The sequence below is a fragment of the Burkholderia sp. Bp8984 genome (assembly GCF_003853755.1).
Classification (GTDB): domain Bacteria; phylum Pseudomonadota; class Gammaproteobacteria; order Burkholderiales; family Burkholderiaceae; genus Burkholderia.
On the sequence record NZ_QTQN01000015.1, the window covers coordinates 132,692 to 158,612 of the forward strand.

The window sequence follows — 25,921 nt, forward strand, 5'->3', positions numbered from 1 at the left end:
CCTCACGATACGCCAGACGCCGCGCGACGCGCGGCCTTTCCCCTTCCCAAGAGGAGTGCATCATGAACGAAGCAGTTCGGATGGAACGCGACACGTTCGGCGAGATCGCCGTGCCGGCCAACCGGCTCTGGGGCGCGCAGACGGAACGCTCGCTGCAGAATTTCCGGATCTCGACCGAGAAGCAGTCGCCCGAGCTGATCCACGCGCTCGCGATCGTCAAGCGCGCCGCGGCCGCCGTGAACCAGTCGCTCGGCGTGCTGGCCGACGACAAGGCGCGCGCGATCATCGACGCGGCCGACGAGATCATCGCGGGCAAGCATCCGCGCGAATTCCCGCTCGCCGTGTGGCAGACGGGCTCCGGCACGCAGACCAACATGAACCTCAACGAGGTGATCGCGAACCGGGCGAGCGAACTGCTCGGCGGCGAGCGCGGCGAAGCACGCAAGGTCCACCCGAACGACGACGTGAACCGCGGCCAGTCGTCGAACGACGTGTTCCCGACCGCGATGCACGTCGCGGCCGCGTACGCGATCGTCAACCATCTGCTGCCCGCGCTGCGCACGCTGCGCGCGACGCTCGACGCGAAGTCGAAGGCCTTCGCCGATATCGTGAAGATCGGCCGCACGCACCTGCAGGACGCGACGCCGCTCACGCTCGGGCAGGAATTTTCCGGTTACGTCGCGCAGCTCGACCAGGGCATTCGGCACGTCGAATCGGCGCTGCCGCACCTGTACGAACTCGCGCTCGGCGGCACTGCCGTCGGCACCGGGCTGAACGCGCATCCGGAGTTCGCGGTGCGCGTCGCCGACGAGATCGGCCGGCTGACGACGCTGCCGTTCGTGACCGCGCCGAGCAAGTTCGAGGTGATGGCGGCCGCCGACGCGCTGGTGTTCGCGCACGGCGCGCTGAAGACGGTCGCGGCCGGCCTGATGAAGATCGCCAACGACGTCCGCTGGCTCGCGAGCGGGCCGCGCTGCGGGCTCGGCGAACTGTCGATTCCGGAAAACGAGCCGGGCAGCTCGATCATGCCGGGCAAGGTGAACCCGACGCAGTCGGAAGCCGTGACGATGCTGTGCTGCCAGGTGTTCGGCAACGACGTCGCGGTAAACGTCGGCGGCGCGAGCGGCAACTTCGAGCTGAACGTGTTCCGCCCGATGATCGCGCACAACGTGCTGCAGTCGGTGCGGCTGCTCGCCGACGGCGCGCAGAGCTTCAACGACCACTGCGCGGCGGGCATCGAGCCGAACCGCGCGCGCATCGATCTGCTGCTGAACGAATCGCTGATGCTCGTGACGGCGCTCAACCCGCATATCGGCTACGACAAGGCCGCGCAGATCGCGAAGAAGGCGCACAAGGAAGGCACGACGCTGAAGGCCGCCGCGCTTGCGCTCGGCTACCTGACCGAGGCGGAATTCGACGCGTGGGTGCGCCCCGAGGAAATGATCGGATCGCGGTAATCGCGGGGGCGACGCGATGATGCGACGGGCGCGGCGCGAACGCTGCGCCCGTTGTCGTCAGACGGTGCCCTTCGCCACTTCCTCGGGCTTCATCTCGACGATCTTGTCGAGCGCGGCGCGCACGTCGGCCGCATACTTCGCGAGCACCTTCTGCTCGTCGGTCTCGGGCACGAACGGCGGCACCGGCACCGGGTTGCCGTTCTCGTCGACGGCGACGAACACGACGAGGCAGTCGGTCGTCTGGCGCAGCACGCCGCCCTTCGGATCGCCGGCGTGCACGGACACATGGATGTGCATGCTGGTGCGGCCCGTCGCGACGACGCGCGCCTTCAGCTCGACCAGGTTGCCGACGAGGATCGGACGCTGGAAGCGGATGTTGCCGACGCTGACCGTCACGCAATAGCGGCTCGACCAGACCGCCGCGCACGCATACGCGACCTCGTCGATCCACTTCATCAGCGCGCCGCCATGCACCTTGCCGCCGAAGTTCACGGACGACGGCTCGGCGAGGAAGCGGAATACGGTTTCGGTGCGGTCGAGGGCGGCCGGTACGGGGGATGGTTGGGACATCGTGGTAGCTCCAGGCGGCGGGGGTACGGCAATCGGCGCATTATACGTTGCACTGCGGCAACACGTCGCAGCGCCCGCCGCACGGCCGGCCGCGGCCGTGCGCCGAACCGGCATCGGCACTGGCGATCGACGTCCGTCAGCGGCGCACCGTGATGCCCTGATCGATCGTCCCGTACATCTCGAGGCTGCCGCCCCGCTCGCCGGCGGCGCCTGCACCGCCCTGCGCACAGGCCGCGCAAAGGAACGCGGCGGCCAACAGGCAGAAAATCGTCTTCATCGTTGCATCGTGTCGCATCCGGCGGCCCACTGCCGCCGCGTCCGGCCATTCTACGCGTGCGCGGCCGGCGACCGCGGGTCGCGCACCGCCCCGCCGCATCCGACATTTCACCCGAACACGAAACATCGAATGTGCGCAGCACCTACACTGCAGTCATTCCGCCTGACGAGACACGACGATGACCGATCAAGACGACCACCACTTTCCGGGCCTGAGCCGAATCGGAGCCCTGATCGCCGATCCGGGGCGCGCCGCGATGCTGTGGGTGCTGATGGACGGCAGCGCGCGGCCGGCCGGCGAACTGACGATGATCGCGGGGCTGTCGCCGTCCGCGGCGAGCGCGCACCTCGCGCGCCTGACCGAAGGCGGCCTGCTCGCGCTCGACGTGCGCGGCCGGCACCGCTACTACCGGCTCGCGTCGGCCGACATCGCGGCGTCGCTCGAGGCGCTCGCGAACGTGGCCCGCGCGGCCGCGCCGAACCGTCCGGTGCCGCCGCCGTCGCGCGCGGTGCCGGCCGAACTGCGCTACGCACGCACCTGCTACGACCACATGGCCGGCGAACTCGCGGTCCGCATCTTCGACGGGCTCACCGCACGCGGCTGGCTGCAGGCGGACGGCGACGCGATCGAAGCCACCGAGCTCGGCACCCGGGCGCTCGCGCACTGGGGCATCGACGTCGCGCAGCAGCGCATGCGCCGCCGCCGCTTCGCATGCGGCTGCCTCGACTGGAGCGAGCGCCGCCCCCATCTCGGCGGCGCGCTCGGCGCGGCACTGCTCGACAGCTTCTGCGCCCACGGCTGGATCGAGCGCACCGCACGGCCGCGCGTGCTGCGCGTCACCGTGCCCGGACAGCAGGTTTTCGACGACTGGCTTACGTCCGCTTGACGCGTACATTGCGACGGGACGACAACGGCGCGCGATGGACAGGTTTTGTTACATCGCGTGCCATCCGACTTACAAAACACCGAGCACTGAAACAGGCCGAGCGGATATCGTGAATTCAACGGCACGAATCGACGCGCCGCGATAACGACGAAGACGCTCATCATGGCTTCCCTGTTCACGCTCAAGCGAACCGCCCGCTGCTCGCTGCTCGCGTTCGCCGCGCTGGCGACCGTGCCCACCGCATTCGCGCAAACGACCGAGGCCGCCGCGTATGCGGCCGCCGCCCGGCAACCGGGCGGCGATCCGCCGAGCCGCGTCGCGCGGCTCAACTACAAGTCGGGTGCCGTGACGACGGAGCCCGCCGGCACCGATACGTGGTCGTACGCCGCCGTGAACCGGCCGCTGACGACCGGCGACCAGTTGTGGAACGATGCCGGCGCGCGCTCGGAACTGCACATCGGCTCGACCGCGGTGCGACTCGGCGAATCGACGAGCCTGTCGGTGCTGAACCTCGACGACACCACGACGCAGCTGAAGGTCGGGCTCGGCACCGTATCGACGCACGTGCGCGATCTGCCGTCCGGCGGGTCGTACGAAATCGACACGCCCAATCTCGCGCTCGGCATCTCGGGCCCGGGCGACTATCGCGTCGACGTCGCGCCGAACGGCGCGAGCACGACGGTCACCGTGCGCAGCGGCAGCGCGACCGTCTACGGCAGCAACGGGCAGTATCCGCTGTCGCCCGGACAGCAGGTCGTGTTCACCGGCACCGACCTGCAGGTCGCGCAGCAATCGGCCGCGCCGGCTCCCGATGCGCTCGACCAGTGGGCCGCCGGCCGCGATGCGGCCGAGCAGCGCTCGGTGTCGGCCCGCTACGTATCGCGCGACGTGCCCGGCTATCAGGATCTCGACGCGAACGGCACGTGGCGCGAAACCCCGAATTACGGCGAGGTCTGGGTGCCGAACGACACGCCCGCCGACTGGGCGCCGTATCACGACGGTCACTGGATCTGGCAGGCGCCGTGGGGCTGGACCTGGGTCGACGATGCGCCGTGGGGCTTCGCGCCGTATCACTACGGCCGCTGGGCCTATGTCGACGACAGCTGGGCGTGGGTGCCCGGCCCGATGGTCGTCAGCCAGCCGCCCGTCTACGCGCCGGCGCTCGTCGCCTTCGTGGGCGGCGGCGGCGGTCCCGACTGGAGCGTCGCGCTGACGGTCGGCGGCGTCGCGGCGGCCGGCTGCGCATGGTTCGCACTCGGTCCGGGCGAACCCTGGCATCCCGGCTGGGGCGGCTGGAGCCCGCATTACTACGATCGCGTGAACCGGAACATCGTGGTCAACAACGTGACGGTCAACAAGACCGTGAACGTGACGAACATCACCAACATCACGAACATCAACAAGACGTACGTGAATTTCCGCGCGCCGCATGCGATCACGGCCGTGCCGGCGTCCGCGTTCGTGCACGGCCAGCCGGTCGCGCACTTCGCGCAACGCGTCGATCCGCAGCAGTGGCGCAACGCGCACGTGATGCCGGGCACGCCCGGCATTGCGCCGGTACGCCAGAGCTTGACCGGCGGACTGCGCACGGCCAGCTACCGTCCGCCGGCGGCGCTCGGACAGCACACGTTCGTCGCGACGCGCAATCCGGCCGTGCCGGCCGCCTATCGTGACCAGGCGGCCGCGCATCTCGCGCGGCAGGGCCAGCACGTGCCGGGCGCAGGCGCACCGGTCGCGAGGACGAGCGTGCCGGCCGACTACCAGGCGCGCCCGGTCCGCGTTCCGGGCAACCCGAAAGCCGGTGCGTGGGCGATGCGCAACGTGCAGCTCGTGAATCCGCACGGTCCCGTCGTGCAACCGGCGCACGCGCCACGCGACAGCCAGCCGGCACCGGCCCAGGCCGCGCGGCCTGGTGTGCCGATGCCGGTCGTAGCGGACGGCGCACGACCGACGAACGGCGAAGCCCCCAATGCGCCGCGCTTCGCCAACGGTGCGATGCCGCAGGTGCCGGGCAATCCGGCTCCGCATCAGGCGTTGAGTCCCGGAAATGGCGTCCCGCATCCGCCGGCGGCCGCCAACGGGGCGGCCGGGCGCGACAACACGCATGCGGCCGCGGCACCCGCGCCCGCGTGGATGCTGCCGCACACGCCGATGGAGCGTCAGCGCCCGACGCCGCCGACGGCACTCCACGCAGCCGGACAGAACGCGCTGCCGCCCGTGCGCAGCGCGGCGCCGGTCCCGCATCCGGAAGCCACGCCCGGTACGCAGCCCGGCCGTCGGCAGGAAACGCCGCGCGCGTTGCCGCAACCGCGACTCGACATGACCGCGCAGATTCCGCAGCAGCGTCCGCGCCCCGATTTCGCGGCACCGGCCCAGCATGCGCAGCCGCGGCCCGAGCGGACCGCTCCGGCACCGCAACCGCGCCCCGAATTCGCGCAACCGGCACCGCGCCACGAAGTCGCGCCGGCGCACGTGAACGAGTACCGTCCGCCCGCGCCCGCCGTGCATGACATGCCGCGACCGCAGCCGCAGGCCCCGCGCATGGAGCCGCGGCCGTCGATGCCCGCGCCGCGCATGGAGCCGCGGCCGTCGATGCCCGCGCCGCACATGGAACCGCGGCCGTCCATGCCCGCGCCGCGCATGGAACCGCGGCCGCAACCGGCGCCGCACGTCGAGGCGCCGCACCCGGGCAATCCGCCGCCCGGCGGCCACGACGAGCGGCGCCACCAGTAACCCGACCGCTGAAACGGCAAGGCCCGACCCGGCGAGTACCGGTCGGGCCTTCTTCATGCTGCCTGGCGCGGGTCGCGTCACCCGCCGCCGTCGCACGCCGGGCTCAGACCGCCATCGGCGCGGTCAGCGGCTCATGGTGACGGTAGCCGACGAGCGAGAAATCCGACGGCTCGATCTGCTCGAGCCATTCGGGCGCATAAACACCGGTCTTCGCGTAGTCCGGCACGCGCTCGGCAATTTCGAGCCGCGGGCTGTCGTACGGCTCGCGCGTGAGCTGCTGCTGCAGCATGTCGAGCTGGTTCTCGTAGATGTGCGCGTCACCGATGAAGTACGTGAACCAGCGCGGCGTGTAGCCCGTCAGCCGGCCGACGAGCGACAGCAGCGCGGCCCCTTCCGTCAGATTGAACGGCGTGCCGAGCCCGACATCGTTGCTGCGGATGTACAGGCACAGCGAAATCTCGCGCTTCGTGACGTTCGGCAGGAACTGGTACAGCAGATGGCAGGCGGGCAGCGCGATCTGGTCGAGTACGGCCGGATTCCATGCGTGAAACAGGATGCGGCGGTCGGCCGGGTTCTCCATGATCGTGTCGAGACACTGGCGCAGCTGGTCGATTGCCTTGTACAGCAGCACCTTCGGCACCCCGTCCTCGTCGAAACGCGTGACGATCCGGAAACCGCGGCGCGTCGCGTCGGCGATCTGCGCCTCGGCGCCTGCGTCGAGCACCTTGTAGCCGGGCCACTGGCGCCATTGCACGCCGTACACGTCACCCAGATCGTCGACGCCCTGGCGGTACGGGTTCGCGAGCCACTGTGCGTTGTCGTTCGCGTTCGCGTCCCACACCTTGCAGCCGAGCGCGCGGAAATCGGCCGCGCTGCGCGATGCGCGCAGGAAACCGACCAGTTCGCCGATCGCGGACTTGAACGCGAGCTTCTTGGTCGTGACCGCCGGGAAACCTTGCTGCAGGTCGAACCGCAGCATCGCACCGGGCATGCTGATGGTGCGGATGCCCGTGCGGTTCTCCTGCCAGGTGCCGGTGTCGAGGATGGTGCGAACGAGGTCGAGGTACTGTTTCATGCGGGTTCCTTCGGCCGCGAGGGCGACCGTTACCCGCCAATTCTAGCAAGCGTGATGCTGAACCTCCGGCAACGGCGCCGAAAACCCGCCCAGCGGGTCGCCGCGATCGCGCATGCCATGCGCGCACATCAGCCGGTACAGCGTGACGCGCGACACGCCCAGTTCGCGCGCCGCGTCGGCAAACCGGCCGCGGTGACGCAGCAGCGCCTGCTCGATCACCTGCCGTTCGGCCGCTTCGCGCGCCTCGGTGAGCGAGACGGGCGCCAGTACCGCGAATTCGTTGAGTTCGAGATCGGCCGCGGTAATCATCCGGCCCTCCGACATCACGATCGCGCGGCGCACGCGATTGATCAGCTCGCGCACGTTGCCCGGCCACGAATAGCCGTACAGCGCGGCGATCGCGTCCGGCGAAAAGCCGCGCAGGCGGCGATGCGCATCCCCCTTGAAACGCTCGAGCATGTGGCGCGCCAGCAGTTCGATATCCTTGCCGCGCGCGCGCAGCGGCGGCTCCTCGATCTTCAACACGCACAGCCGATGAAACAGGTCTTCGCGGAACCGCCCTTCGCGCAGCGCCGTTTCCATGTCCACATGCGTCGCGCAGATCACGCGCACGTCGACCGGCACCGATACATGCGCGCCGAGCCGTTCGATCTTGCCTTCCTGCAGGAACCGCAGCAGGCTCGCCTGGCTCTCGAGCGGCAGGTCGCCGATCTCGTCGAGAAACAGCGTACCGCCGTTCGCGGCCTCGACCCTGCCGATCTTGCGCTGGTTCGCGCCCGTAAACGCGCCGCGCTCATAGCCGAACAGTTCGGCCTGGAGCAGCGTCGACGGAATCGCACCGCAATTGATCGCGACGAACGGCGCTTGCGCGCGCGCCGAGCGCTCGTGGATCGCCACGGCCGTCAGTTCCTTGCCGGTACCCGATTCGCCGGAGATGAACACCGGCGCATCGGTCGTCGCCACGCGCCGGATCGTCCTGAACAGCCCGAGTATCGCGTCGCAGGTGCCGACCATCTCGCCTTCGGCGCGTCCGGCACCGACGGGTGCGGCTACCGGCTCGGTCAGCGCGATCATGCCGTGCGCGTGGCCGATGGTCTCGACGATGCGCGCCGCCTCGTACGGCATCGTGACGTAGTCAAAGCAATAGTCACGAATGAGATGCCGCAGCGTGGCGTCCTGCAATTGGCCGCGCCGGGTCGCCGCGATCCAGCCGATGTGCTGGATGCTCAGACACGCTTCGAGTTCGCGCAGATCCGCGGGCCGAAAACCCGGCGAGAAATCGAGCAGGCCGGCCGTTGCCACGCCGTGCTGCACGACACGCCGCACGTCGCGTGCGCTTTCCGCAAGATCGACGCGCCACCCGCATTCGTCGAAATGCCCGCGCAACGCGTCGTTCGGCTCGCGCGAGAAGTAGATCACATGCCGCTGCTCGGCTCCCATATGCTCACCCCGTTCATCAACCGTCTAACGATTGCCGTACACGCCAAGTCGCGTGCAAAAGGATCGAACCGGGTCAGCCGAAGCGGCTCGATTCGCCATGCCGATGCGCGGCGACGACAGGCCTCGCATGATGGCGCTCATCTCGCGTCCAGTTATTTTTTTGATCAAGACAGCTTAGTTATAGGCGCCGAATACGACAAACCGATTGCAGCGCGGATGAGCGAACGGTCGAATCGCTCAGTGGTCGACGTTGATCAATCGTCTGCACATAGAAACGCGCAGCGACGCGTACCTGCATCGACACACGCGCAAATTTTCATCCTTGACGCGTATCGATTGAATCCGCAGTATTCCCGAGCCCCCTCGTTTCACGCCTGAAACATTTCCCGGCGTTTTCGATCGCAAGTCACGACGCTTCCCCGCAAATCGCAGACGCGGCAATGCGCTTCGCCCGATGGCATGCATTTCGCTGAACGCGTAACGGATCGGGAGAAGGCGGCCATGCGAACAGTTTTTTTGCAGTCTTGTGTGCAGATGACGATTGCATTCGCACTCGCCTGCCATTTCATGCCGGCACGCTCGGAAGAAAGCACGAGGCCCGAACGCGCGATGCCGCTTGCCGATAACGCGCCGCGCATGCAACAGGACCACCGCTTCCGCATCATGCCCGTCGCCGCGCCGCGAGCGCGTTCGTCAGACAAGTCGTCGGTGACGCTGTGGGACGAGCTCGTCCCGCCGGCCCGGCTGCCGATACCGATTCCTGTGGCGCTCCCCGGCAACGCGCAGCATGCTATGGAAGGACACGCAGGGAACCGCATGCATCAATAATCCGCACACGACTCCATCATGCCGCTTGATCGATGAGGATTGCAGAATAAAATGAACGGCGCAGGTCCTTTCCTGTAGCGTCGACTTCGCGACGCGAACCGTTTTTTGTGTCCGTCCCCCGGCGGGCACTCTTTTTATTCAGGACATCACGGAGCAAACGCCGCACCTACGCCCGCGCATCCGCCCCGGCGCGGTCTCGCGCCGCCATTCCGGTAGAATCGGCGCCATTCCGGTTCTCCTCTTCCCCCGATCTTCATGACGACGTTGACCCTGATCGTCGCGCGCGCCCGCAACGGCATCATCGGCCGCGACAACCAGTTGCCCTGGAAACTTCCCGAGGACCTCGCGTTCTTCAAGCGCACGACGATGGGCGCGCCGATCGTGATGGGCCGCAAGACCCACGAGTCGATCGGCCGGCCGTTGCCGGGCCGCCGCAATATCGTCGTCACGCGCGACGCAGCGCGCCGCTTCGACGGCTGCGACACGGTCACGTCGCTCGCCGACGCGCTCGCGCTCGCCGCGCGCGACGGCGCGGCCGAAGCATTCCTGATCGGCGGCGCACAACTCTATGCGGAAGGCCTCGCGCTCGCCGACAAGCTGGTCGTCACCGAGATCGATGCCGACTTCGACGGCGATGCGTCGTTCCCGGCGCCCGATCCCGCGCACTGGCGCGAAGTCTCGCGCGACCCGCACCAGGCCGCCACGCCCAACACGTTCGGCTATGCGTTCGTCGTGTACGAGCGCAAGCGCGGCTGACACTCGGCACTCGGCACGCGACAAAAAAGCCCGACCGGCTCATGAACACCGGTCGGGCTTTTCGTTTCCTGGCGGCCAATGCCGCGCCGCTTACTGCCCGGCGATCGTCATCTGCTCGATCAGCACCGAGCCCGTTTCCTTCGTACCGCGCACGATCGAATCCGCGCCGATCGCGACGATATGCCGGAACATCTCCTGCAGCGTGCTCGCGACGGTGATTTCCTCGACCGGATACTGGATCACGCCGTTCTCAACCCAGAAGCCGGCCGCGCCGCGTGAATAGTCGCCGGTCACGTAGTTCACGCCCTGTCCCATCAGCTCGGTCAGCAGCAGGCCCGTGCCGAGCTTCTTCAGCATCGCGTCGAAATCGTCGCCCGGCTGCGTGTTCGAGCTGCGCAGCGCGAGGTTGTGCGAGCCGCCCGCGTTGCCGGTGGTCTGCGTGCCGAGCTTGCGCGCCGAATAGGTCGACAGGAAGTAGCCTTCGACGACACCGTCGTTGACGACGCTGCGCGCACGCGTGCGCACGCCTTCCTCGTCGAACGGCGCGCTGCCCATCGCGCGCGGCACGTGCGGATCCTCGACGACCTGCACGTGCGGTGCGAACACCGGCTTGCCGAGGCTGTCGACGAGGAACGACGTCTTGCGGTACAGCGCGCCGCCGCTGACGGCCTGCACGAACGCGCCAAGCAAGCCGGCCGCGAGCGGTGCCTCGAACAGCACGGGCACCTTGCGGGTGTCGAGACGGCGCGCGCCCATCCGCGCCAGCGCACGCTCGGCCGCATAGCGCCCGACGGCTTCCGGCGCCGCGAGATCGACCGCGCTGCGCTTCGACGAATACCAGTCGTCGCGCTGCATGTGGCGGCCGGTGCCTGCGATCGGCGCGCACGCGATGTAGTGGCGCGAGTACGGGTAGCCGGCGAGGAAACCGCGCGACGTCGCGAGCACGAACTGCGAATGCTGCGCCGACACGCTCGCGCCTTCCGAGTTGCGGATCTGCGGGCTGACCGCGAACGCGGCGTCCTCCGCGCGGCGGGCGAGCTCGACGGCCTCGTCGGCCGTCAGCGCCCACGGGTGATAGAGGTCGAGGTCGCGCGGGTCGGTTTCGAGCAGTTCGGCCTCGGCGAGGCCGGCCGCGTCGTCCTCGGCCGTGAAGCGCGCGATGTTGTACGCGGCGGCGACGGTATCCTTGATCGCGGCCGGCGAGAAATCCGACGTGCTCGCGTTGCCGCGCTTCTTGCCGATGAACACCGTCACGCCGACCATCTTGTCGCGGTTGTGTTCGATCGTCTCGACCTCGCCCCGGCGTACCGACACCGACAGGCCGTCTCCTTCGGAGATTTCGGTCGCGGCGTCCGTCGCGCCGAGCGCCTTCGCATGGCGAAGGATGTCCGAGGCAATTTCTTTGAGCTGGTCCTGCGTGTGCGGGAAATAGCGCGCTTGTACGTCGAGATTGGCTGCCATCGTCGTGATATCCGGTGGCGGGCGATCCGCCCGCATGGTCAAAATGTTGCGTATCCCGCGATCATAGCAAGGTCCGGGGCCATATACCGACAAGCTTGGGGCGTCCGCGCCGCGATACAATGCCGCCCATGACACGCAAAACCCGAATCCAGCCGATCGAGCACGCCGACGACGACGCCGGCAATGGCTACGATCGCCCCAGCAAATCCCAGTTGAAACGCGAGATGCACGCGCTGCAGGAGCTCGGCCAGGCCCTGGTCGACCTGCCGAAGGACGCGCTCAAGCGCATGCCGATGCCCGAGGACCTCGCGGACGCCGTGCGCGAGGCACGCCGGATCACCGACCACGAAGGCAAGCGCCGCCAGCTCCAGTACGTCGGCCGCGTGATGCGCTCGCTGACCGACGACGAAACGGCCGCGCTGCGCACCGCGCTCGACGCCCAGCGAGGCGTGAACAAGGCCGCGACCGCCCGCCTGCACTGGATCGAGCGCACGCGCGACCAGCTGCTCGCGAACGACGACGCGCTGACCGAGTTCCTCCGCCAGCACCCCGAAGCCGACATCCAGGAAGGCCGCACGCTGATCCGCAACGCGCGCAAGGAAGCGCAGCAAGGCAAGCCGCCGCGCTATTTCCGCGAGCTGTTCCAGTGGATCAAGACCGCGAGCGGCACCGACGAGGCGGAGGCAGACGAAGCGCCGGACGACGCCGGAGACGACCATGACGACGAAGCGTAACCACCCGGACGAACTCGTGGTCGGCCTCGTGTCGATCAGCGACCGCGCCAGCACGGGTATCTACGAGGACAAGGGCATCCCGGCACTCCAGGAATGGCTCGCCGGCGCGCTGCGCTCGCCATGGCGCGCCGAAACCCGGCTGATCCAGGACGACGCGCCGACGATCTCCGCCACGCTGGCCGAACTCGTCGACGTCGCCGGCTGCGATCTGGTGCTGACGACGGGCGGCACCGGCCCGGCGCGGCGCGACGTGACGCCGGAAGCCACGCTGGCCGTGGCGACGAAGGAAATGCCTGGATTCGGCGAACAGATGCGGCAGATCAGCCTGAATTTCGTGCCGACCGCGATCCTGTCGCGGCAGGTCGCGGTGATTCGCGAGACGGCCGACCACGCGGCGCTGATCATCAACCTGCCCGGCCAGCCGAAGTCGATCCGGGAAACGCTCGAAGGGTTGCGCGACGCCGACGGCGCGTCGACCGTGCCCGGCATTTTCGCGGCGGTGCCCTACTGCATCGACCTGATCGGCGGCCCGTACATCGAGACCGACGCCGCGGTGGTCGCGGCGTTCCGGCCGAAGAGCGCGCAGCGCGCGCCACGCTGAGCGCGTGCCGGCCCGCTCAGGCGGCCGGCGCGGACTCGCCTGCCGGCGCCGACGCGGCCGGAATCAGGAAATGCTCGCGGTAGTACTTCAGTTCGTCGATCGACTCGTGGATGTCCGCGAGCGCCGTGTGCATCGCACGCTTCTGGAAGCCCTTGTAGATCGCCGGCTGCCAGCGGCGGCACAGCTCCTTGAGCGTGCTGACGTCCAGGTTGCGGTAGTGGAAGAATCGTTCGAATTCCGGCATCCAGCGCGCCATGAAGCGGCGATCCTGGCAGATCGAGTTGCCGCACATCGGCGACTTGCCGGGCGACACGTACTGCGAGAGGAACGCCTGCAACTGCGCGGCGGCGTCCGCCTCGGTCACGGTCGACGCGCGCACGCGGTCGATCAGCCCCGAACGGCCGTGCGTCGACTTGTTCCAGTCGTCCATCTTCGCGAGCGTTTCGTCGCTCTGGTGGATCGCGAACACGGGGCCTTCCACCGCGATGTCGAGCGTCGAGTTGGTCACGACGACCGCGATTTCGATGATGCGGTCGTTATCCGGGTCGAGGCCGGTCATCTCCATGTCGAGCCAGACGAGGTTCAACTCGTTGCGCACGAGCGCGGGCTGGCTGGCGGAAGCGGCGGTATCGGTCATGAGTCATCCTGGAAAATGGCGGACGGCGCATGGCGCCGCCCGGGCGGCCGGCATCGCGTGAGCGGGCCCGGTCCGCAAGAACATATAATTCTCGCATAGAACCCTTTGGCGCCTTCGATGTCACCCTTTTCGTTCACCCTGCTGTTCGCGATCGCCGTGCTCGCGATGGTCGTCACCAAGCTGTGGCTCGCGTCGCGGCAGATCCGCTTCGTCGCCGCACATCGCAACAGCGTGCCCGCGCAGTTCAGCGCCACCATTCCATTGACCGCCCATCAGCGTGCGGCCGACTACACGGTCGAGCGCACCCGGCTGGCGATGTTCGAGATCGTCGTCAGCGCGGCCGTGCTGGTCGGCCTCACGCTGCTGGGTGGCGTCGGCGCCCTCGACACGCTGCTGACGGGCTGGTTCGGCCGCGGCTACGGGCAGCAGGTCGCGCTCGTCGCCGCCGTGCTCGCGATCACGAGCGTAATCGACGTGCCGTTCGAGTATTACCGCCAGTTCGGGATCGAGCAGCGGTTCGGCTTCAACCGGATGACCAAGCGCCTGTTCTTCACCGACATGCTGAAGAACACGCTGCTCGGCGCCGTGCTCGGCCTGCCGCTGCTGTTCGTCGTGCTGTGGCTGATGAACCAGGCCGGCAGCCTGTGGTGGCTGTGGACCTGGATCGTCTGGGTCGCGTTCCAGATGCTCGTGCTGCTGATCTATCCGACCTTCATCGCGCCGATCTTCAACAAGTTCGAACCGCTGAAGGACGAAGCGCTGCGCACGCGCATCGAGTTGCTGATGAAACGGTGCGGCTTCGCGGCGAAGGGCCTGTTCGTGATGGACGGCAGCCGCCGTTCCGCGCACGGCAACGCGTACTTCACGGGCTTCGGCGCATCGAAGCGGATTGTCTTCTTCGACACGCTGCTCGCGCGGCTGACGGGCCAGGAAATCGAGGCCGTGCTCGCCCACGAGCTCGGCCACTTCAAGCGCCGCCACGTGATGAAGCGGATGCTCGTGTCGTTCGTGCTGAGCCTCGTGCTGCTCGCGCTCCTCGGCTGGCTCGCGCAGCGCACATGGTTCTATACGGGCCTTGGCGTCACGCCGTCGCTCGACACGAGCAACGCGGGCGCCGCGCTCGTGCTGTTCTTCCTCGCGATCCCCGTGTTCCTGTTCTTTGCAACTCCGTTCAGCAGCCTGACGTCGCGCAAGCACGAATTCGAGGCCGACGCGTTCGCGGCCAGCCAGACCGACGCGCACGATCTCGTCAGCGCGCTCGTGAAGCTTTATGAGGACAACGCGTCGACGCTCACGCCGGACCCCGTCTACACGGCCTTCTACTACTCGCATCCGCCCGCGTCGCAGCGGATCGACCGCCTGATGCAGCACGCATGAGCCGGCCGACCTCCCGCAAGCCGGCCCCGCGCGCGTCGGGCGCGCCGCGTGTCGAAGGCCGCGTGATCGCGGCGCACGGCCGCCACTACATCGTCGCGCCCGACGACGGCGGCCCGATGCTGCAGTGCTTCCCGCGCGGCAAGAAAAGCGAGATCGCGGTCGGCGACCGCGTCGTGTACGAGCAGGCGTCGGCTGACCAGGGCGTGATCGTCGAGATCGGCGAGCGGCGCAACCTGCTGTACCGCTCCGACCAGTTCAAGTCGAAGCTGTTCGCGGCCAACCTCGACCAGCTGCTGATCGTGCTCGCGACCGAGCCCTATTTCAGCGAGGACCTGCTCGGTCGCGCACTGATCGCGGCCGAAGCGAACGAACTGAAGCCGCTCGTCGTGCTGAACAAGATCGACGTCGAGGCCGCGCTGCCGGTCGCCCGCGAGCGCCTCGCGCCCTACCGCGCGCTCGGCTACGACGTGCTCGAGCTGTCGGTGAAGGGCGCGCCCGACGATGCGCGTGCGCAGCTGATGCCGCATCTGGCCGGCCATTCGACCATCCTGCTCGGCCAGTCCGGGATGGGCAAGTCGACGCTCGTGAACCTGCTCGTGCCCGATGCCGAGGCCGCGACTCGCGAAATCTCGGCCGCGCTCAACAGCGGCCGCCACACGACGACGTTCACGCGCCTCTACCCGCTCGACGGCGGCGGCGCGCTGATCGATTCGCCGGGTTTCCAGGAATTCGGCCTCTACCACCTGACGGAAGGCCGCCTCGAGCGCGCGTTCCCGGAATTCCGCCCGCTGCTCGCGGACTGCCGTTTCTATAATTGCCATCATCTGCACGAGCCGGGCTGCGCGATTCTCGAGGCCGTCGCCGACGGCCGAATTGCACCGTCGCGGCATGCGCTTTACGCACAGCTCGTGCACGAGGCAAGCCAGATCGTCCGCTGACCGCGCGGCGGGCAGAAGACGGCCGGTGCCCCGCCCGGCCTTCACCGACAGGAGCCGCGATGCGTTTCAAGGCCCCCGATCTCGCCACCGCGCAGCATTGGGCGAACGTGCTGCAGGTGGCCGGCATCGGCTGCGAGTTGCACAACTGCTACGCGACCGGTGCGCTCGGCGGCCTGCCCGCCGACGCGTGCACGCCCGAGCTGTGGCTCGACGACGAGCGCGACGATGCGCTCGCGCGGCGGCTTCTCGATGCCGCGTCGCACGGCCCGTCGGCCGGCGCCGCGCCGTGGCGCTGCCGTCAGTGCGGCGAGGCGCTCGAGGCCCAGTTCACCGCCTGCTGGCAATGTGGCGCCATACGCGATCCGCTCGACGACTGAGCGAATGGGTCACACACAGCAAAAAGGCCGGCATGAAGCCGGCCTTTTCGTTTCGTCGCGCACTGCGCTGCCGCGTCACGATACCCAGACGGCCAGCGTCAGCATCAACAGCAGGATCATCCACAGGATCACGGCGCGCCACACCAGGCCGACTGCGGACTGCAGCGTGCGCGGCGTGCAATCGTCACCGACCGTCAACGGACCGCTGTCGCCGACCGCCAGTGCGTCGAGGCTCGATGGTTCCGCGAGCGGCCCCGCGAGACGCGCGCCGAGCGCGCCGCTGCCGGCCGCGAGCAGCACGCCGTCGTTCGGGTCGGGCCACTGACGCGTGTGATTGCGCCACGCGTAGATCGCGTCCTCGAAGTTGCCGACGATCGCGAAACCGAGCGCGGTCAGCCGCGACGGAATCCAGTCGATCACGAAGAACGCGCGCTGCGCGAACGTCGAGAACGCGGCCGTGCGATCGTCGCCCGGCGTCGACCAGCTGCGCGCGAGATATTCGGAGATGCGGTACAGCACGGCGCCGGCCGGACCGATCGGCAGCACGTACCAGAAGAACACGCCGAACACGTGACGATGCGACGCAACGACCGCATGAATCAGCGTATGACGGACGATTTCGCCGACCGGCATGTCGACCGTGTCGAGGCCCGTCCACTCGTGCAGGATTTCACGCGCGCGCGGCACGTCGTCGTTGTTGAGCGCGAGATGGATATCGGTGAAGTAGTGGCTGAACTGGCGAAAACCGAGCGTGAAATACACGACGGCGACGTTCCAGATGAACGCCAGCACGAAGCTCACCTTGTACAGCAGGAAGTAGATCAGCGCGACGATCAACACCCACGGCAGCACGACCGCGAGCCATGCGAGCACGCCATGCTTTTGCTTGCCGGCGTCGAGGCCATGCGCGACGGTTTCCGCGTGAAACTGGAACAGCGCGAACACCGGATTGCTCGGCGACAACGCGCGGACCTGTTCGATGATGAGAGCGAGGAGAACCGAAAAGAAAGTCATGCGTGCGCCGTCTTCGGAGTTATGTCATTTTTTGCATAACGATAGCACAGCGTAAGCGACGCATGGCTGACGATGCGATCGCCCGGCGGCCGGCCGCGCGCGCCGCACAGCGCGGGAAGTCAGCCGGCTGCCAAAAAGCGGTAGAGATTGCGCAACATGCCGGCAGTTGCGCCCCAGATGAAGTAATGCCCGGCTGATTCGCCACTGGGATAGGGCATCGCAAAAAAACGACGCTCGCCGCCTTCCCAGCGGAACACGCGCACCTGGTGGTTCGCGGGGCTCATCAGGAACGCGAGCGGCACCTCGAAAATCTCGGCGACTTCGAACGTGTCGGCCTGCACGGTGAACGGCGGATGCACGAGCGCCACGACGGGCGTCACGCAGAAACCGGTCCCCGTCAGGTAGTCGGGCAGCGCACCGAGAATCTCCACCGGCTCGGCGGCCAGTCCGATTTCTTCCTTCGCCTCGCGCAACGCGGTTGCCGTCGCATCGCGATCGAACGGCTCGCGACGGCCGCCGGGGAAGCTGATCTGCCCGGCATGGTCGTTCAGGTGATCGGCGCGCTGGGTCAGCAGCACGGTGAGGCCGCTCTCGCGAACGACGAGCGGGATGAGGACGGCGGCGCTGCGCGGGTCGACGCCCTCCTGCAGCCGCGCCTCGCCGGGCTCGACGCTCCATTCGAGCGTGCGCGCAAAACGCGCGCGCAGCCCGGGCGGCGTCATCAGGCGGGACTCGATGGACGGCAGGCCCGCGCCGGTGCCTTCAACCGGCAGCACTTCGGGATCAATGATGGGGCGGCGATTCAATGGGGCTCTCGTGTTCGTGACATAACGAGCATATTGTCGCGCCAGAATGAAAAAAGCACCCGGGTGGGTGCTTTTTCCTTACAGCTCTTACTCTTGGGAAGCTGCTGCGGCGCGATCCTTCGACACCAGCTTTTCCTTGATACGAGCCGACTTGCCCGAACGCTCGCGCAGGTAGTACAGCTTCGCACGACGCACATCACCGCGACGCTTCACGACGATGCTCGCCAGCAGCGGCGAGTACGTCTGGAACGTACGCTCGACGCCTTCGCCCGACGAGATCTTGCGGACGATGAAGTTCGAGTTCAGGCCGCGGTTGCGAATCGCGATCACGACGCCTTCGTAAGCCTGAACGCGCTTGCGGTTACCTTCAACCACGTTCACGTTCACGATCACCGTGTCGCCCGGGGCGAAATCGGGGATCGTCTTGCCGGCGAGCGCGCGCTCGATCTCTTCCTGCTCAAGTTTTGCGATCAGATTCATTACTGACTCCTTATGCCATCTTGTCGGCGTTTGCACCCGCCCGTTTCCAGGCCTGGCCCCGATAGAGGATGGATTCACATCAGGCACCGCACACACATGCACGGCACCGCCATTTCCCGTCCGCGACGCCGCCTCAGGAGGCGTTCTTCGCTTCGCGTGCGAGGTTCGCAAGCCACGCCTCGTCGGCACGACTCAGCAACTTCTCGCGGCGCGCCCGGACGATCAGGTCCGGCCGCTTCCGCAACGTATTCTTCAATGCTTCCTGCCGCCGCCACTTCTCGATCTCGGCATGATGCCCGCCGAGCAGCACGTCCGGCACACGCATTCCCTCGTATTCCTCGGGGCGCGTGTAATGCGGGCAATCGAGCAGCCCGTCGGCGAAGCTGTCCTGCACGGCCGACTGCGCATCGTTCAGCACGCCGGGCAACAGGCGCACGACGGCATCCATCATCGCCATCGCCGGCAGTTCGCCGCCGGACAGAACGAAATCGCCGAGGCTGATTTCCTCGTCGACACAACGGTCGAGCAGACGCTGATCGATCGCCTCGTAGCGACCGCACAGCACGATGACACCGGGCTCCTGCGCCATCCGCACCGCACGTTCGTGCGTGAACGGCGCACCTTGCGGCGACATCATCACCACCCGCGTGCTCGCGACGCCCTGCTCTGCCTGTGCGGCTTTCGCAGCACCGATCGCGGCCTCGAGGGGCCTGGCCAGCATCACCATGCCCGGACCGCCGCCGTACGGACGATCGTCGACCGTGCGGTAGTTGTCCGTCGTGAAATCACGCGGATTCCAGGTGCGCAGCCCGAAGCGTTCCTGCTTCACGGCCCGGCTGGTGATTCCCCAGTCGGTCAGCGCGCGGAACATTTCGGGAAAGAGCGTGACGACGTCGAACTGCACCGCGCTCTCCGTAACCTGGTTCATTAGTAATCGGCTTCCCAGTCGACGACGATGCGACGTGCCGCCTGATCCACCGTCTTGACGTAGACGCCGACGAACGGAATCAGCCGCTCGTCGGTGGTCGGCCGACCATCCTTGCCGACTGCCGGATACTCGACGCGCATGATCGAATGCACGCCGTTGTCGATCATCCCGCTCACCGTCCCGAGCGCCACCGATTGCTCGTTGACGACCTCGAGGCCGATCAGGTCGACCCAATAGAATTCGTCCGCGGCCAATGCCGGGAAATCTTCCCGGCGCACGAACACGCGAAAGCCGCGCAAAGCCAGTGCGGCATCGCGGTCGCTGACACCCGCGGTATGCGCGACGACCGTGTCGCCGTGCGTCTTCGACTGCAGGATGCGGGCGGACAACCGCTCCCCACCCCGTTCCAGCCACCAGCGGCGCGCCGTGAGCAGCGCATCGCCGCCGCGACCGGCGTCGGCATGCGTCGCCACCTTGACCCAGCCTTTCAGGCCGTAGGCGTCGACCACTGCCCCGACCTCGACAGCATCGTCGGGCCAGGCTTGCACCGCTTCGAGACTGCCCTGCTCGGCAGCCGTACCGGCGCTCGCGACAGTGTCGCGCTCGACCGGCTTGCGGACGAATGCGCCAAACGACGCTCGCCCGCGCCTTGCGTTACCGGAATCGTGACCGGACATCAATGCTCCTTGCAGCCGGCACGACCGGCACACCGCGCCATGTTAGGCAGCCGGTTGCGCCTTTTGCGCTTCCTTCACGAGACGCTGGACGGTCGGCGACAGTTGCGCGCCAACGCCTTGCCAGTACGTCAGGCGGTCCTGAGCGATACGCAGCGATTCGCCCTTCGTAGCGACCGGGTTGTAGAAGCCGACGCGCTCGATGAAGCGGCCGTCACGACGGTTGCGCGAATCGGTAGCAACGATGTTGTAGAACGGGCGCTTCTTCGAGCCGCCGCGAGCCAGACGGATGATAACCATATGAAATCCTTCGGGAAAACCGGGTTCGAAACTACTGAAACGTGCGATTATAGCCGGAAACCAAAGCCACAACAAACACTTACGCGCAAAAATTCCGCAGACGCCCTGTTCGCCGGGCATACAATCGTCGTGTCCACGACGCTCCCCGCCGCCATGCCGCTATTTCGCGTCACCCCGGCGCGCCGCGCGCAGCACCGCCTCCCAGGCTTGCTGACAGGCCTCGTCACCTGTCTCGCATCCGCCGCGGCTTGCGCCGCACCACCGGTGGACGAACTCGTCGTGCCGCCCGGCTTCCATGTCGACGTGCTGACCAACGCCGTGCCGACCGCCCGTGAAATGGCGTGGTCGCCGCGCGGCATCCTGTATGTCGGCTCGCGGGAAGGCCGCGTACATGCCTTCGTGATGCAGGAGGGCCGGATCACTGCCCGCCATGTAATCGCGTCGGGGCTCGACACGCCCGTCGGCGTCGCATATCGCGACGGCGCCCTCTATATCTCCGCCGTGTCGCGCATCCTGCGCCTCGACCACATCGACGACCGGCTCGCCAGGCCGCCCGCGCCGGCGGTCGTGACGGACGCGCTGCCGACCGATCATCATCACGGCTGGAAATTCATCGCGTTCGGCCCCGACGGCAAGCTCTACGTGCCGGTCGGCGCACCGTGCAACGTCTGCCTCGCCGATCGCAGCCGATACGCGATCATCGCACGCATGCACGCCGACGGCAGCAACCGCGAAGTATTTGCCCGCGGCGTGCGCAATACCGTCGGCTTCGCGTGGCACCCCGATTCGGGCGAGCTATGGTTCACCGACAACGGGCGCGACATGATGGGCGACGACGTGCCCGACGACAAGCTGAACCGTGCGCCGCGCGCGGGCCTCGATTTCGGCTTCCCGTACTGCCATGGCGGCGACACGCCCGACCCCGAATTCGGGAGCCCCGACGTGTGCCGGCGCTACGCGCCGCCCGCGCTGAAACTCGGCGCGCACGTCGCGGCGCTCGGCATGCGCTTCTATACGGGGTCGATGTTTCCGGCGTCGTATCGCAACAACATCTTCATTGCCGAGCACGGTTCGTGGAATCGCAGCACGAAGGTCGGCTACCGCGTGATGCGCGCTGTCGTGTCGGCCGACGGCAGTCATACGCGCCAGACGCCGTTCATCACGGGCTGGCTGCGCGCGGACGGCAGCGTGTGGGGACGCCCGGCCGACGTACTGCCGCTACCGGACGGCTCGCTGCTCGTCAGCGACGACTACGCGGGCGCCATCTACCGTGTCACCTATGCGGCACCTTGACGCAGCCGAGGGGTGACCGGGCCCGACCGGGCATCGTAGAATGCGTGCCGGGCCCGAGCGCCCTGCGCCGGCCTGCCGGCCGCCCATGCCACCGATAATCCGCCGCCACCCATGTCCAGCAGCACCGCATCGCCCCGCCGCTTCCGCTCCAAGACGCTCACCGCCGCCCTCGCGTTCCTGTTCGGTTCGCTCGGCGCGCACCGCTTCTACCTGTACGGCTTGCGCGACGTGTACGGCTGGGCGCACCTGCTCGCGACGATCGTCGGGATCCCGGGTTTCCTGCTGCTCGCCGCGACCCAGCGCAGTGCCGGCCTCGGCTGGTGGCTCGCCGTGCCGGGTGCGATCTCGCTGCTGGCCGCGTTCCTCGCCGCGCTCGTCTACGGCCTGCGCCCCGACGAGAAATGGGACGCGCAATTCAATGCCGACACGGGCAAGCACAGCCGGTCAGGCTGGACGGTGATCTTCATCGTGATCTTCTCGTTGCTGATTGGCGCGTTCCTGCTGATGACCGCGCTCGCGCTGTCGTTCCAGACGTATTTCGAGTCGCAAGTCGAAGCGGCGAAGCAAATCTCGCAGTAAGCTGCCGACGCGGGTCGGTCAGAACAGGCTCAACTGCACGTCGTCGCGCGAGTTCGCGCCAGTTGCGCCCGCCAACGCGCGCTGCGCGGCCGCCCCGGCCGCCGGCGCACCGCGAAACTGCGACAGATCCAGAATGCCGTTCCTGCGCTCGTTCAACCCAAGCCGCTTCACGGCCTGACGGAAACGCTGCCGCAACAGGTCGGCCCAGATCCCCTCGCCCTTCATCCGTTTCGAGAAATCCGAGTCGTAGTCCTTCCCGCCGCGCATGTCGCGCACGCGATTCATCACGCGCTCCGCTCGATCGGGGAAATGCGCGGAGAGCCAGTTCTTGAACAGTGGCGCGACCTCCCACGGCAGCCGCAGGATGATGTAGCTCGCGTGCGTCGCGCCGGCTTCCGCACAGGCTTCCAGCACACGCTCCATGTCCGGCTCGGTGACGAACGGGATCATCGGTGCAATGCTCACACCCACGGGCACGCCCGCGTCGCGCAGTGCGCGGATCGTACGCAGCCGGCGCGCCGGAGTCGCCGCACGCGGCTCGAGCGTGCGCGCGAGATCGGCGTCGAGCGTCGTGATCGTGACTGCGGCCATCACCTGCCCGCGCTCGGCCATCGGGGCCAGCAGATCCAGATCGCGCTCGATCAGCGACGATTTCGTGATCGCGGCGAACGGCAGCCCGTGATCGTGCATCACCTGGATCACGCTGCGCGTGATGCGCAGATCGCGCTCGACGGGCTGGTATGCATCGGTGTTGACGCCGAGCGCGATCGGCTCCGGCACGTAGCGCTTGCGCGAAATCTCGCGCTCGAGCAGTTCGGCCGCGTTGACCTTCGCGTAGATGCGACTCTCGAAATCGAGCCCCGGCGACAGGCCGAGATAGCTATGGGTCGGCCGTGCGAAGCAGTAGATGCAGCCATGCTCGCAGCCGCGATACGGATTGAGCGACACGCTGAACGGAATGTCCGGCGACTGGTTGTGCGTCAGGATGCTCTTCGCGCGCTCCTCGAACACCTGGGTGCGCAGCGGAGCAGGCAGATCGACGTCGTCCGATTCGTGCGTCCAGCCGTCGTCGACCGCTTCGCGCAGCGCCGTTTCGTACCGCCCCTGGAGATTGTCGACCGCACCGCGCCCCTTGCGGGGCGCCGGCGGCGCTATCGGAAATTCGTTGTCGGACCGACCGTCCATGTGCTCACCCATTCGCCTGCACCCAATACTGTATATTTATACAGTATTGGGTGCAGCATGCCAAGGGCGAGATAGCGGAGCCGGCAGCGGGCCCCCGCCGCGCTCATTCGCCGACCGAAATCGTCAGCGTCTCCTTGATTTCCTCCATCACGACATAGCTCTTCGACTGCACCGCGCCGGGAAGTTGCAGCAGGATGTCGCCGAGCAGCTTGCGATAGTCGGCCATTTCGCCGATTCGCGCCTTGATCAGGTAATCGAAGTCGCCGGACACGAGATGACATTCGAGCACCTCGTCGATCTTCATCACTTCGCGGCGGAACTGCTCGAACATGTTGCCGCCCTTGTGGCCGAGTGTGATCTCGACGAACACCAGCAGCGCGGCATCCAGCTGGTGAGGATCGACGCGTGCGTGGTAGCCGGTGATCACGCCGTCGCGCTCCATGCGCCGCACGCGCTCGATGCATGGCGTGACGGTCAGTCCGACCTGTTCCGCGAGGTCCTTCATCGCCATCCGGCCGTCGTCCTGGAGCAGTTTCAGGATGCGCCGGTCGAGCTTGTCGAGCGAGCGTACTGGCTGGCGTTGCGTTCTCATTTGTTTATGCTGAAAACCTGAAAAATACGATAACAAAACCTACACATTCGACAATACCATAGCGCAAAAAACTAGATCAGCTAGAGGTTACACGGAGACGCAGGTGCGCCCGGCCTCGACCTGATCCCTTCCATCTGGAGCAGCTATGCGAGTCGTCATTCTGGGCAGCGGTGTGGTGGGCGTGGCAAGCGCGTATTACCTCGCGCGCGCCGGTCATGAAGTCACGGTGATCGACCGGGAAGCCGGCCCGGCGCTCGAGACGAGCTTCGCAAACGCAGGTCAGATCTCGCCCGGCTATGCGGCGCCGTGGGCCGCGCCCGGCGTGCCGCTGAAGGCCGTCAAGTGGATGTTCGAGAAGCACGCGCCGCTCGCGATCCGCCTCGACGGCACGCGCTTCCAGCTCCAGTGGATGTGGCAGATGCTGCGCAACTGCACGGCCGAGCGCTATGCGGTCAACAAGGGCCGCATGGTCCGCCTTGCCGAATACAGCCGCGATTGCCTGCAGGCGCTGCGCGCCGACACGAGCATCGAGTACGAAGGGCGCACGGGCGGCACGCTGCAACTGTTCCGCACGCAACAGCAACTCGACGGCGCGGCGAAGGACATCGCGGTGCTGCAGGAAGCGAACGTGCCGTTCGAACTGCTGTCGCCGGCCGAACTGAAAAATGCCGAACCGGCGCTCGCCGCCGTGTCGCACAAGCTGACCGGCGGCCTGCGCCTGCCCGGCGACGAAACGGGCGACTGCCAGCTGTTCACGACGCGCCTCGCGGCGCTCGCGGAATCGCTCGGCGTGAAGTTCCGCTACAACACGCCGATCAACGCGCTCGCGATCGCGGGCGGCAAGATCGCCGGCGTGCAGTGCGGCAGCGAGACGGTGCGCGCGGATGCGTACGTCGTCGCGCTCGGCTCGTACTCGACCCGCTTCGTCTCGAACCTGATGAAGATTCCGGTCTATCCGCTGAAGGGCTATTCGATCACCGCGCCGATCGTCGACGAGGCGGCCGCCCCCGTGTCGACGGTGCTCGACGAAACCTACAAGATCGCGATCACGCGTTTCGACCAGCGCATCCGTGTCGGCGGCATGGCGGAGATCGTCGGTTTCGACAAGAACCTGCGCGCAGCGCGCCGCGAAACGCTGGAAATGTGCGTGAACGATCTGTTCCCGGGCGGCGGCGACACGTCGAAGGCAACCTTCTGGACGGGCCTGCGCCCGATGACGCCGGACGGCACGCCGATCGTCGGCCGCACGCCGGTCTCGAACCTGTTCCTGAACACCGGCCACGGCACGCTCGGCTGGACGATGTCGTGCGGATCGGGCCAATTGCTCGCCGACCTGATCTCGGGCAAGAAGCCGGCGATCCAGGCCGACGACCTGTCGGTGCATCGCTACCTGAAGGACGTGGCCGGCCAGACGCGCCCGGCATACGCATAAGTCGGGACGGCCCGCGGCGACGCAGGCCGGTCGGTATCAGTGGAGAAGGCGCCCGTCAGGGCGCCTTTTTCGTTTCAGCGCATGCGATACCGGCTCGGAAAGGGGCTTGCGTCAACGCGCACGCGCGTTGCCCCTTCGCTCCGGCGATCGATGCTTCGGTCCAATCTGCTCGCACAAAAACTGTTCCGTACGGCATGGTGCGATGGCGATGCGCTGCATCGAAGACAGATGCGTCCCCGCCCCTTCTGCCATTGCACAAAAAAAGGGGCGCTCATCGCGCCCCTTTCGTACGACTTGCTGCCGAAGCATCAAGTCACGCAGCGTCAGCCCAGCTCGTTCACAAGCTCCGGCACGAGCGCGAACAGATCGCCGACGAGGCCGTAGTCGGCCACGCTGAAGATCGGTGCTTCCGGATCCTTGTTGATCGCGACGATCACCTTCGAATCCTTCATGCCGGCCAGATGCTGGATCGCACCCGAGATGCCCACCGC

General features: G+C 67.3%; 28 protein-coding genes and 1 pseudogene. 14 read left to right on the forward strand and 15 right to left on the reverse strand.

Annotated elements, in window-relative coordinates; genetic code table 11:
• Positions 1–62 precede the first annotated feature (62 nt).
• A complete protein-coding gene (gene fumC, locus DID98_RS17485; protein WP_044844800.1) occupies positions 63–1,457 on the forward strand; it encodes a class II fumarate hydratase in 1,395 nt (464 codons plus the stop codon).
• Positions 1,458–1,514: 57 nt separating this feature from the next.
• Here the strand turns inward: fumC and DID98_RS17490 are convergent, their stop codons facing one another.
• Positions 1,515–2,027, reverse strand: coding sequence for an acyl-CoA thioesterase (locus tag DID98_RS17490; protein ID WP_014897688.1), 513 nt, complete (start codon positions 2,025–2,027; stop codon positions 1,515–1,517).
• Positions 2,028–2,163: 136 nt separating this feature from the next.
• Entirely contained in the window at positions 2,164–2,304 is a 141-nt protein-coding gene (locus DID98_RS35845) for a hypothetical protein (protein ID WP_185500387.1), read from the reverse strand.
• A 178-nt stretch (positions 2,305–2,482) separates the two neighbouring features.
• Here DID98_RS35845 and DID98_RS17495 point away from each other — a divergent pair, with 178 nt between their 5' ends.
• Together DID98_RS17495 and DID98_RS17500 are read left to right on the forward strand one after the other, a co-directional pair.
• Positions 2,483–3,190 carry a helix-turn-helix transcriptional regulator gene (locus DID98_RS17495; RefSeq protein ID WP_124571085.1) on the forward strand — a complete coding sequence of 236 codons (708 nt, stop codon included), beginning with the start codon at positions 2,483–2,485 and terminating at the stop codon, positions 3,188–3,190.
• A 162-nt stretch (positions 3,191–3,352) separates the two neighbouring features.
• Positions 3,353–5,923 (forward strand): DUF6600 domain-containing protein, encoded by a 2,571-nt coding sequence (locus DID98_RS17500; RefSeq protein WP_124571086.1) that lies wholly within the window; start codon positions 3,353–3,355, stop codon positions 5,921–5,923.
• Between the two features lie 103 nt (positions 5,924–6,026).
• On the opposite strand, the gene DID98_RS17505 is transcribed toward DID98_RS17500, so the two are convergent.
• Both DID98_RS17505 and DID98_RS17510 read right to left on the reverse strand, forming a co-directional pair.
• Entirely contained in the window at positions 6,027–6,998 is a 972-nt protein-coding gene (locus DID98_RS17505) for a thymidylate synthase (protein ID WP_044844804.1), read from the reverse strand.
• 42 nt (positions 6,999–7,040) lie between these two features.
• Positions 7,041–8,438: a sigma-54 dependent transcriptional regulator gene (locus DID98_RS17510; RefSeq protein WP_124571087.1), complete on the reverse strand. Its 1,398-nt coding sequence runs from the start codon at positions 8,436–8,438 to the stop codon at positions 7,041–7,043.
• On the opposite strand from DID98_RS17510, the gene DID98_RS35850 reads away from it, so the two are divergent.
• From DID98_RS35850 to DID98_RS17520, 3 genes are all read left to right on the forward strand, one after another.
• The gene (locus tag DID98_RS35850) at positions 8,418–8,816 is read left to right on the forward strand and encodes a hypothetical protein (RefSeq protein WP_185500389.1); all 399 of its coding nucleotides are present in this window, start codon (positions 8,418–8,420) and stop codon (positions 8,814–8,816) included. The genes DID98_RS17510 and DID98_RS35850 overlap by 21 nt on opposite strands.
• Before the next feature lie 123 nt (positions 8,817–8,939).
• Complete coding sequence (locus DID98_RS17515) at positions 8,940–9,266, forward strand: hypothetical protein (RefSeq protein ID WP_124571088.1); 327 nt, start codon at positions 8,940–8,942, stop codon at positions 9,264–9,266.
• Positions 9,267–9,521: 255 nt separating this feature from the next.
• Positions 9,522–10,022: a dihydrofolate reductase gene (locus DID98_RS17520; protein ID WP_124571089.1), complete on the forward strand. Its 501-nt coding sequence runs from the start codon at positions 9,522–9,524 to the stop codon at positions 10,020–10,022.
• Positions 10,023–10,112: 90 nt separating this feature from the next.
• Here DID98_RS17520 and pmbA read toward each other — a convergent pair whose 3' ends face one another.
• Positions 10,113–11,483 carry a metalloprotease PmbA gene (gene pmbA / locus DID98_RS17525; protein WP_044844808.1) on the reverse strand — a complete coding sequence of 457 codons (1,371 nt, stop codon included), beginning with the start codon at positions 11,481–11,483 and terminating at the stop codon, positions 10,113–10,115.
• A gap of 128 nt (positions 11,484–11,611) precedes the next feature.
• On the opposite strand from pmbA, the gene yjgA reads away from it, so the two are divergent.
• A complete protein-coding gene (gene yjgA / locus DID98_RS17530) occupies positions 11,612–12,217 on the forward strand; it encodes a ribosome biogenesis factor YjgA (RefSeq protein WP_311766850.1) in 606 nt (201 codons plus the stop codon).
• Positions 12,201–12,818 (forward strand): molybdopterin adenylyltransferase, encoded by a 618-nt coding sequence (gene mog, locus DID98_RS17535; protein ID WP_124571090.1) that lies wholly within the window; start codon positions 12,201–12,203, stop codon positions 12,816–12,818. Before yjgA ends, mog begins: the two co-directional genes overlap by 17 nt.
• Positions 12,819–12,834: 16 nt before the next feature.
• Here mog and orn read toward each other — a convergent pair whose 3' ends face one another.
• Positions 12,835–13,455 (reverse strand): oligoribonuclease, encoded by a 621-nt coding sequence (orn, locus tag DID98_RS17540; RefSeq protein WP_044844810.1) that lies wholly within the window; start codon positions 13,453–13,455, stop codon positions 12,835–12,837.
• A gap of 117 nt (positions 13,456–13,572) precedes the next feature.
• Here orn and DID98_RS17545 point away from each other — a divergent pair, with 117 nt between their 5' ends.
• The 3 genes from DID98_RS17545 to DID98_RS17555 are packed head-to-tail and all read left to right on the forward strand — an operon-like array spanning position 13,573 to position 16,147.
• Positions 13,573–14,832 carry a M48 family metallopeptidase gene (locus DID98_RS17545; RefSeq protein ID WP_124487485.1) on the forward strand — a complete coding sequence of 420 codons (1,260 nt, stop codon included), beginning with the start codon at positions 13,573–13,575 and terminating at the stop codon, positions 14,830–14,832.
• On the forward strand, positions 14,829–15,770 hold the full coding sequence (gene rsgA, locus DID98_RS17550) for a ribosome small subunit-dependent GTPase A (protein ID WP_040143718.1): 942 nt from the start codon (positions 14,829–14,831) through the stop codon (positions 15,768–15,770). Before DID98_RS17545 ends, rsgA begins: the two co-directional genes overlap by 4 nt.
• Positions 15,771–15,829: 59 nt before the next feature.
• Entirely contained in the window at positions 15,830–16,147 is a 318-nt protein-coding gene (locus DID98_RS17555; protein ID WP_044844812.1) for a putative signal transducing protein, read from the forward strand.
• Between the two features lie 75 nt (positions 16,148–16,222).
• Here the strand turns inward: DID98_RS17555 and DID98_RS17560 are convergent, their stop codons facing one another.
• The 6 genes from DID98_RS17560 to rpsP all read right to left on the reverse strand — a co-directional run bounded on the left by DID98_RS17560 (position 16,223) and on the right by rpsP (position 20,349).
• Complete coding sequence (locus DID98_RS17560) at positions 16,223–17,161, reverse strand: CobD/CbiB family protein (protein WP_044844813.1); 939 nt, start codon at positions 17,159–17,161, stop codon at positions 16,223–16,225.
• Between the two features lie 119 nt (positions 17,162–17,280).
• Positions 17,281–17,967, reverse strand: a complete 687-nt coding sequence (locus tag DID98_RS17565) for a CoA pyrophosphatase (RefSeq protein WP_124487487.1) — start codon at positions 17,965–17,967, stop codon at positions 17,281–17,283.
• Between the two features lie 87 nt (positions 17,968–18,054).
• Positions 18,055–18,447 (reverse strand): 50S ribosomal protein L19, encoded by a 393-nt coding sequence (gene rplS, locus DID98_RS17570; RefSeq protein ID WP_006486838.1) that lies wholly within the window; start codon positions 18,445–18,447, stop codon positions 18,055–18,057.
• 133 nt (positions 18,448–18,580) lie between these two features.
• Entirely contained in the window at positions 18,581–19,375 is a 795-nt protein-coding gene (gene trmD, locus DID98_RS17575) for a tRNA (guanosine(37)-N1)-methyltransferase TrmD (RefSeq protein ID WP_124487488.1), read from the reverse strand.
• A complete protein-coding gene (gene rimM, locus DID98_RS17580; RefSeq protein WP_124487489.1) occupies positions 19,375–20,052 on the reverse strand; it encodes a ribosome maturation factor RimM in 678 nt (225 codons plus the stop codon). The genes trmD and rimM overlap by 1 nt, the downstream gene beginning before the upstream one ends.
• Before the next feature lie 42 nt (positions 20,053–20,094).
• On the reverse strand, positions 20,095–20,349 hold the full coding sequence (rpsP, locus tag DID98_RS17585; protein ID WP_006476550.1) for a 30S ribosomal protein S16: 255 nt from the start codon (positions 20,347–20,349) through the stop codon (positions 20,095–20,097).
• A 153-nt stretch (positions 20,350–20,502) separates the two neighbouring features.
• Here rpsP and DID98_RS17590 point away from each other — a divergent pair, with 153 nt between their 5' ends.
• Together DID98_RS17590 and DID98_RS17595 are read left to right on the forward strand one after the other, a co-directional pair.
• Positions 20,503–21,642 carry a sorbosone dehydrogenase family protein gene (locus DID98_RS17590; RefSeq protein ID WP_124571098.1) on the forward strand — a complete coding sequence of 380 codons (1,140 nt, stop codon included), beginning with the start codon at positions 20,503–20,505 and terminating at the stop codon, positions 21,640–21,642.
• 111 nt (positions 21,643–21,753) lie between these two features.
• Entirely contained in the window at positions 21,754–22,221 is a 468-nt protein-coding gene (locus tag DID98_RS17595) for an NINE protein (RefSeq protein WP_044844818.1), read from the forward strand.
• 18 nt (positions 22,222–22,239) lie between these two features.
• On the opposite strand, the gene DID98_RS17600 is transcribed toward DID98_RS17595, so the two are convergent.
• Positions 22,240–23,418 carry a PA0069 family radical SAM protein gene (locus tag DID98_RS17600; RefSeq protein WP_124571091.1) on the reverse strand — a complete coding sequence of 393 codons (1,179 nt, stop codon included), beginning with the start codon at positions 23,416–23,418 and terminating at the stop codon, positions 22,240–22,242.
• Positions 23,419–23,509: 91 nt separating this feature from the next.
• On the reverse strand, positions 23,510–23,998 hold the full coding sequence (locus tag DID98_RS17605) for an Lrp/AsnC ligand binding domain-containing protein (RefSeq protein WP_044844820.1): 489 nt from the start codon (positions 23,996–23,998) through the stop codon (positions 23,510–23,512).
• Between the two features lie 145 nt (positions 23,999–24,143).
• Here DID98_RS17605 and DID98_RS17610 point away from each other — a divergent pair, with 145 nt between their 5' ends.
• Positions 24,144–25,430 (forward strand): D-amino acid dehydrogenase, encoded by a 1,287-nt coding sequence (locus DID98_RS17610; RefSeq protein WP_124571092.1) that lies wholly within the window; start codon positions 24,144–24,146, stop codon positions 25,428–25,430.
• 323 nt (positions 25,431–25,753) lie between these two features.
• On the opposite strand, the pseudogene DID98_RS17615 reads toward DID98_RS17610, so the two are convergent.
• A pseudogene (locus DID98_RS17615) lies at positions 25,754–25,921 on the reverse strand (electron transfer flavoprotein subunit alpha/FixB family protein); the annotation flags it as partial.

Coding starts and splice junctions, on each gene's coding strand:
- fumC (WP_044844800.1), top strand. CDS start 63: ATGAACGAAGCAGTTCGGATGGAACGCGACACGTTCGGCGAGATCGCC.
- DID98_RS17490 (WP_014897688.1), bottom strand. CDS start 2,027: ATGTCCCAACCATCCCCCGTACCGGCCGCCCTCGACCGCACCGAAACC.
- DID98_RS35845 (WP_185500387.1), bottom strand. CDS start 2,304: ATGAAGACGATTTTCTGCCTGTTGGCCGCCGCGTTCCTTTGCGCGGCC.
- DID98_RS17495 (WP_124571085.1), top strand. CDS start 2,483: ATGACCGATCAAGACGACCACCACTTTCCGGGCCTGAGCCGAATCGGA.
- DID98_RS17500 (WP_124571086.1), top strand. CDS start 3,353: ATGGCTTCCCTGTTCACGCTCAAGCGAACCGCCCGCTGCTCGCTGCTC.
- DID98_RS17505 (WP_044844804.1), bottom strand. CDS start 6,998: ATGAAACAGTACCTCGACCTCGTTCGCACCATCCTCGACACCGGCACC.
- DID98_RS35850 (WP_185500389.1), top strand. CDS start 8,418: ATGCCGCTGCTCGGCTCCCATATGCTCACCCCGTTCATCAACCGTCTA.
- DID98_RS17510 (WP_124571087.1), bottom strand. CDS start 8,438: ATGGGAGCCGAGCAGCGGCATGTGATCTACTTCTCGCGCGAGCCGAAC.
- DID98_RS17515 (WP_124571088.1), top strand. CDS start 8,940: ATGCGAACAGTTTTTTTGCAGTCTTGTGTGCAGATGACGATTGCATTC.
- DID98_RS17520 (WP_124571089.1), top strand. CDS start 9,522: ATGACGACGTTGACCCTGATCGTCGCGCGCGCCCGCAACGGCATCATC.
- pmbA (WP_044844808.1), bottom strand. CDS start 11,483: ATGGCAGCCAATCTCGACGTACAAGCGCGCTATTTCCCGCACACGCAG.
- yjgA (WP_311766850.1), top strand. CDS start 11,612: ATGACACGCAAAACCCGAATCCAGCCGATCGAGCACGCCGACGACGAC.
- mog (WP_124571090.1), top strand. CDS start 12,201: ATGACGACGAAGCGTAACCACCCGGACGAACTCGTGGTCGGCCTCGTG.
- orn (WP_044844810.1), bottom strand. CDS start 13,455: ATGACCGATACCGCCGCTTCCGCCAGCCAGCCCGCGCTCGTGCGCAAC.
- DID98_RS17545 (WP_124487485.1), top strand. CDS start 13,573: ATGTCACCCTTTTCGTTCACCCTGCTGTTCGCGATCGCCGTGCTCGCG.
- rsgA (WP_040143718.1), top strand. CDS start 14,829: ATGAGCCGGCCGACCTCCCGCAAGCCGGCCCCGCGCGCGTCGGGCGCG.
- DID98_RS17555 (WP_044844812.1), top strand. CDS start 15,830: ATGCGTTTCAAGGCCCCCGATCTCGCCACCGCGCAGCATTGGGCGAAC.
- DID98_RS17560 (WP_044844813.1), bottom strand. CDS start 17,161: ATGACTTTCTTTTCGGTTCTCCTCGCTCTCATCATCGAACAGGTCCGC.
- rplS (WP_006486838.1), bottom strand. CDS start 18,447: ATGAATCTGATCGCAAAACTTGAGCAGGAAGAGATCGAGCGCGCGCTC.
- trmD (WP_124487488.1), bottom strand. CDS start 19,375: ATGAACCAGGTTACGGAGAGCGCGGTGCAGTTCGACGTCGTCACGCTC.
- rimM (WP_124487489.1), bottom strand. CDS start 20,052: ATGTCCGGTCACGATTCCGGTAACGCAAGGCGCGGGCGAGCGTCGTTT.
- rpsP (WP_006476550.1), bottom strand. CDS start 20,349: ATGGTTATCATCCGTCTGGCTCGCGGCGGCTCGAAGAAGCGCCCGTTC.
- DID98_RS17590 (WP_124571098.1), top strand. CDS start 20,503: ATGCCGCTATTTCGCGTCACCCCGGCGCGCCGCGCGCAGCACCGCCTC.
- DID98_RS17595 (WP_044844818.1), top strand. CDS start 21,754: ATGTCCAGCAGCACCGCATCGCCCCGCCGCTTCCGCTCCAAGACGCTC.
- DID98_RS17600 (WP_124571091.1), bottom strand. CDS start 23,418: ATGGGTGAGCACATGGACGGTCGGTCCGACAACGAATTTCCGATAGCG.
- DID98_RS17605 (WP_044844820.1), bottom strand. CDS start 23,998: ATGAGAACGCAACGCCAGCCAGTACGCTCGCTCGACAAGCTCGACCGG.
- DID98_RS17610 (WP_124571092.1), top strand. CDS start 24,144: ATGCGAGTCGTCATTCTGGGCAGCGGTGTGGTGGGCGTGGCAAGCGCG.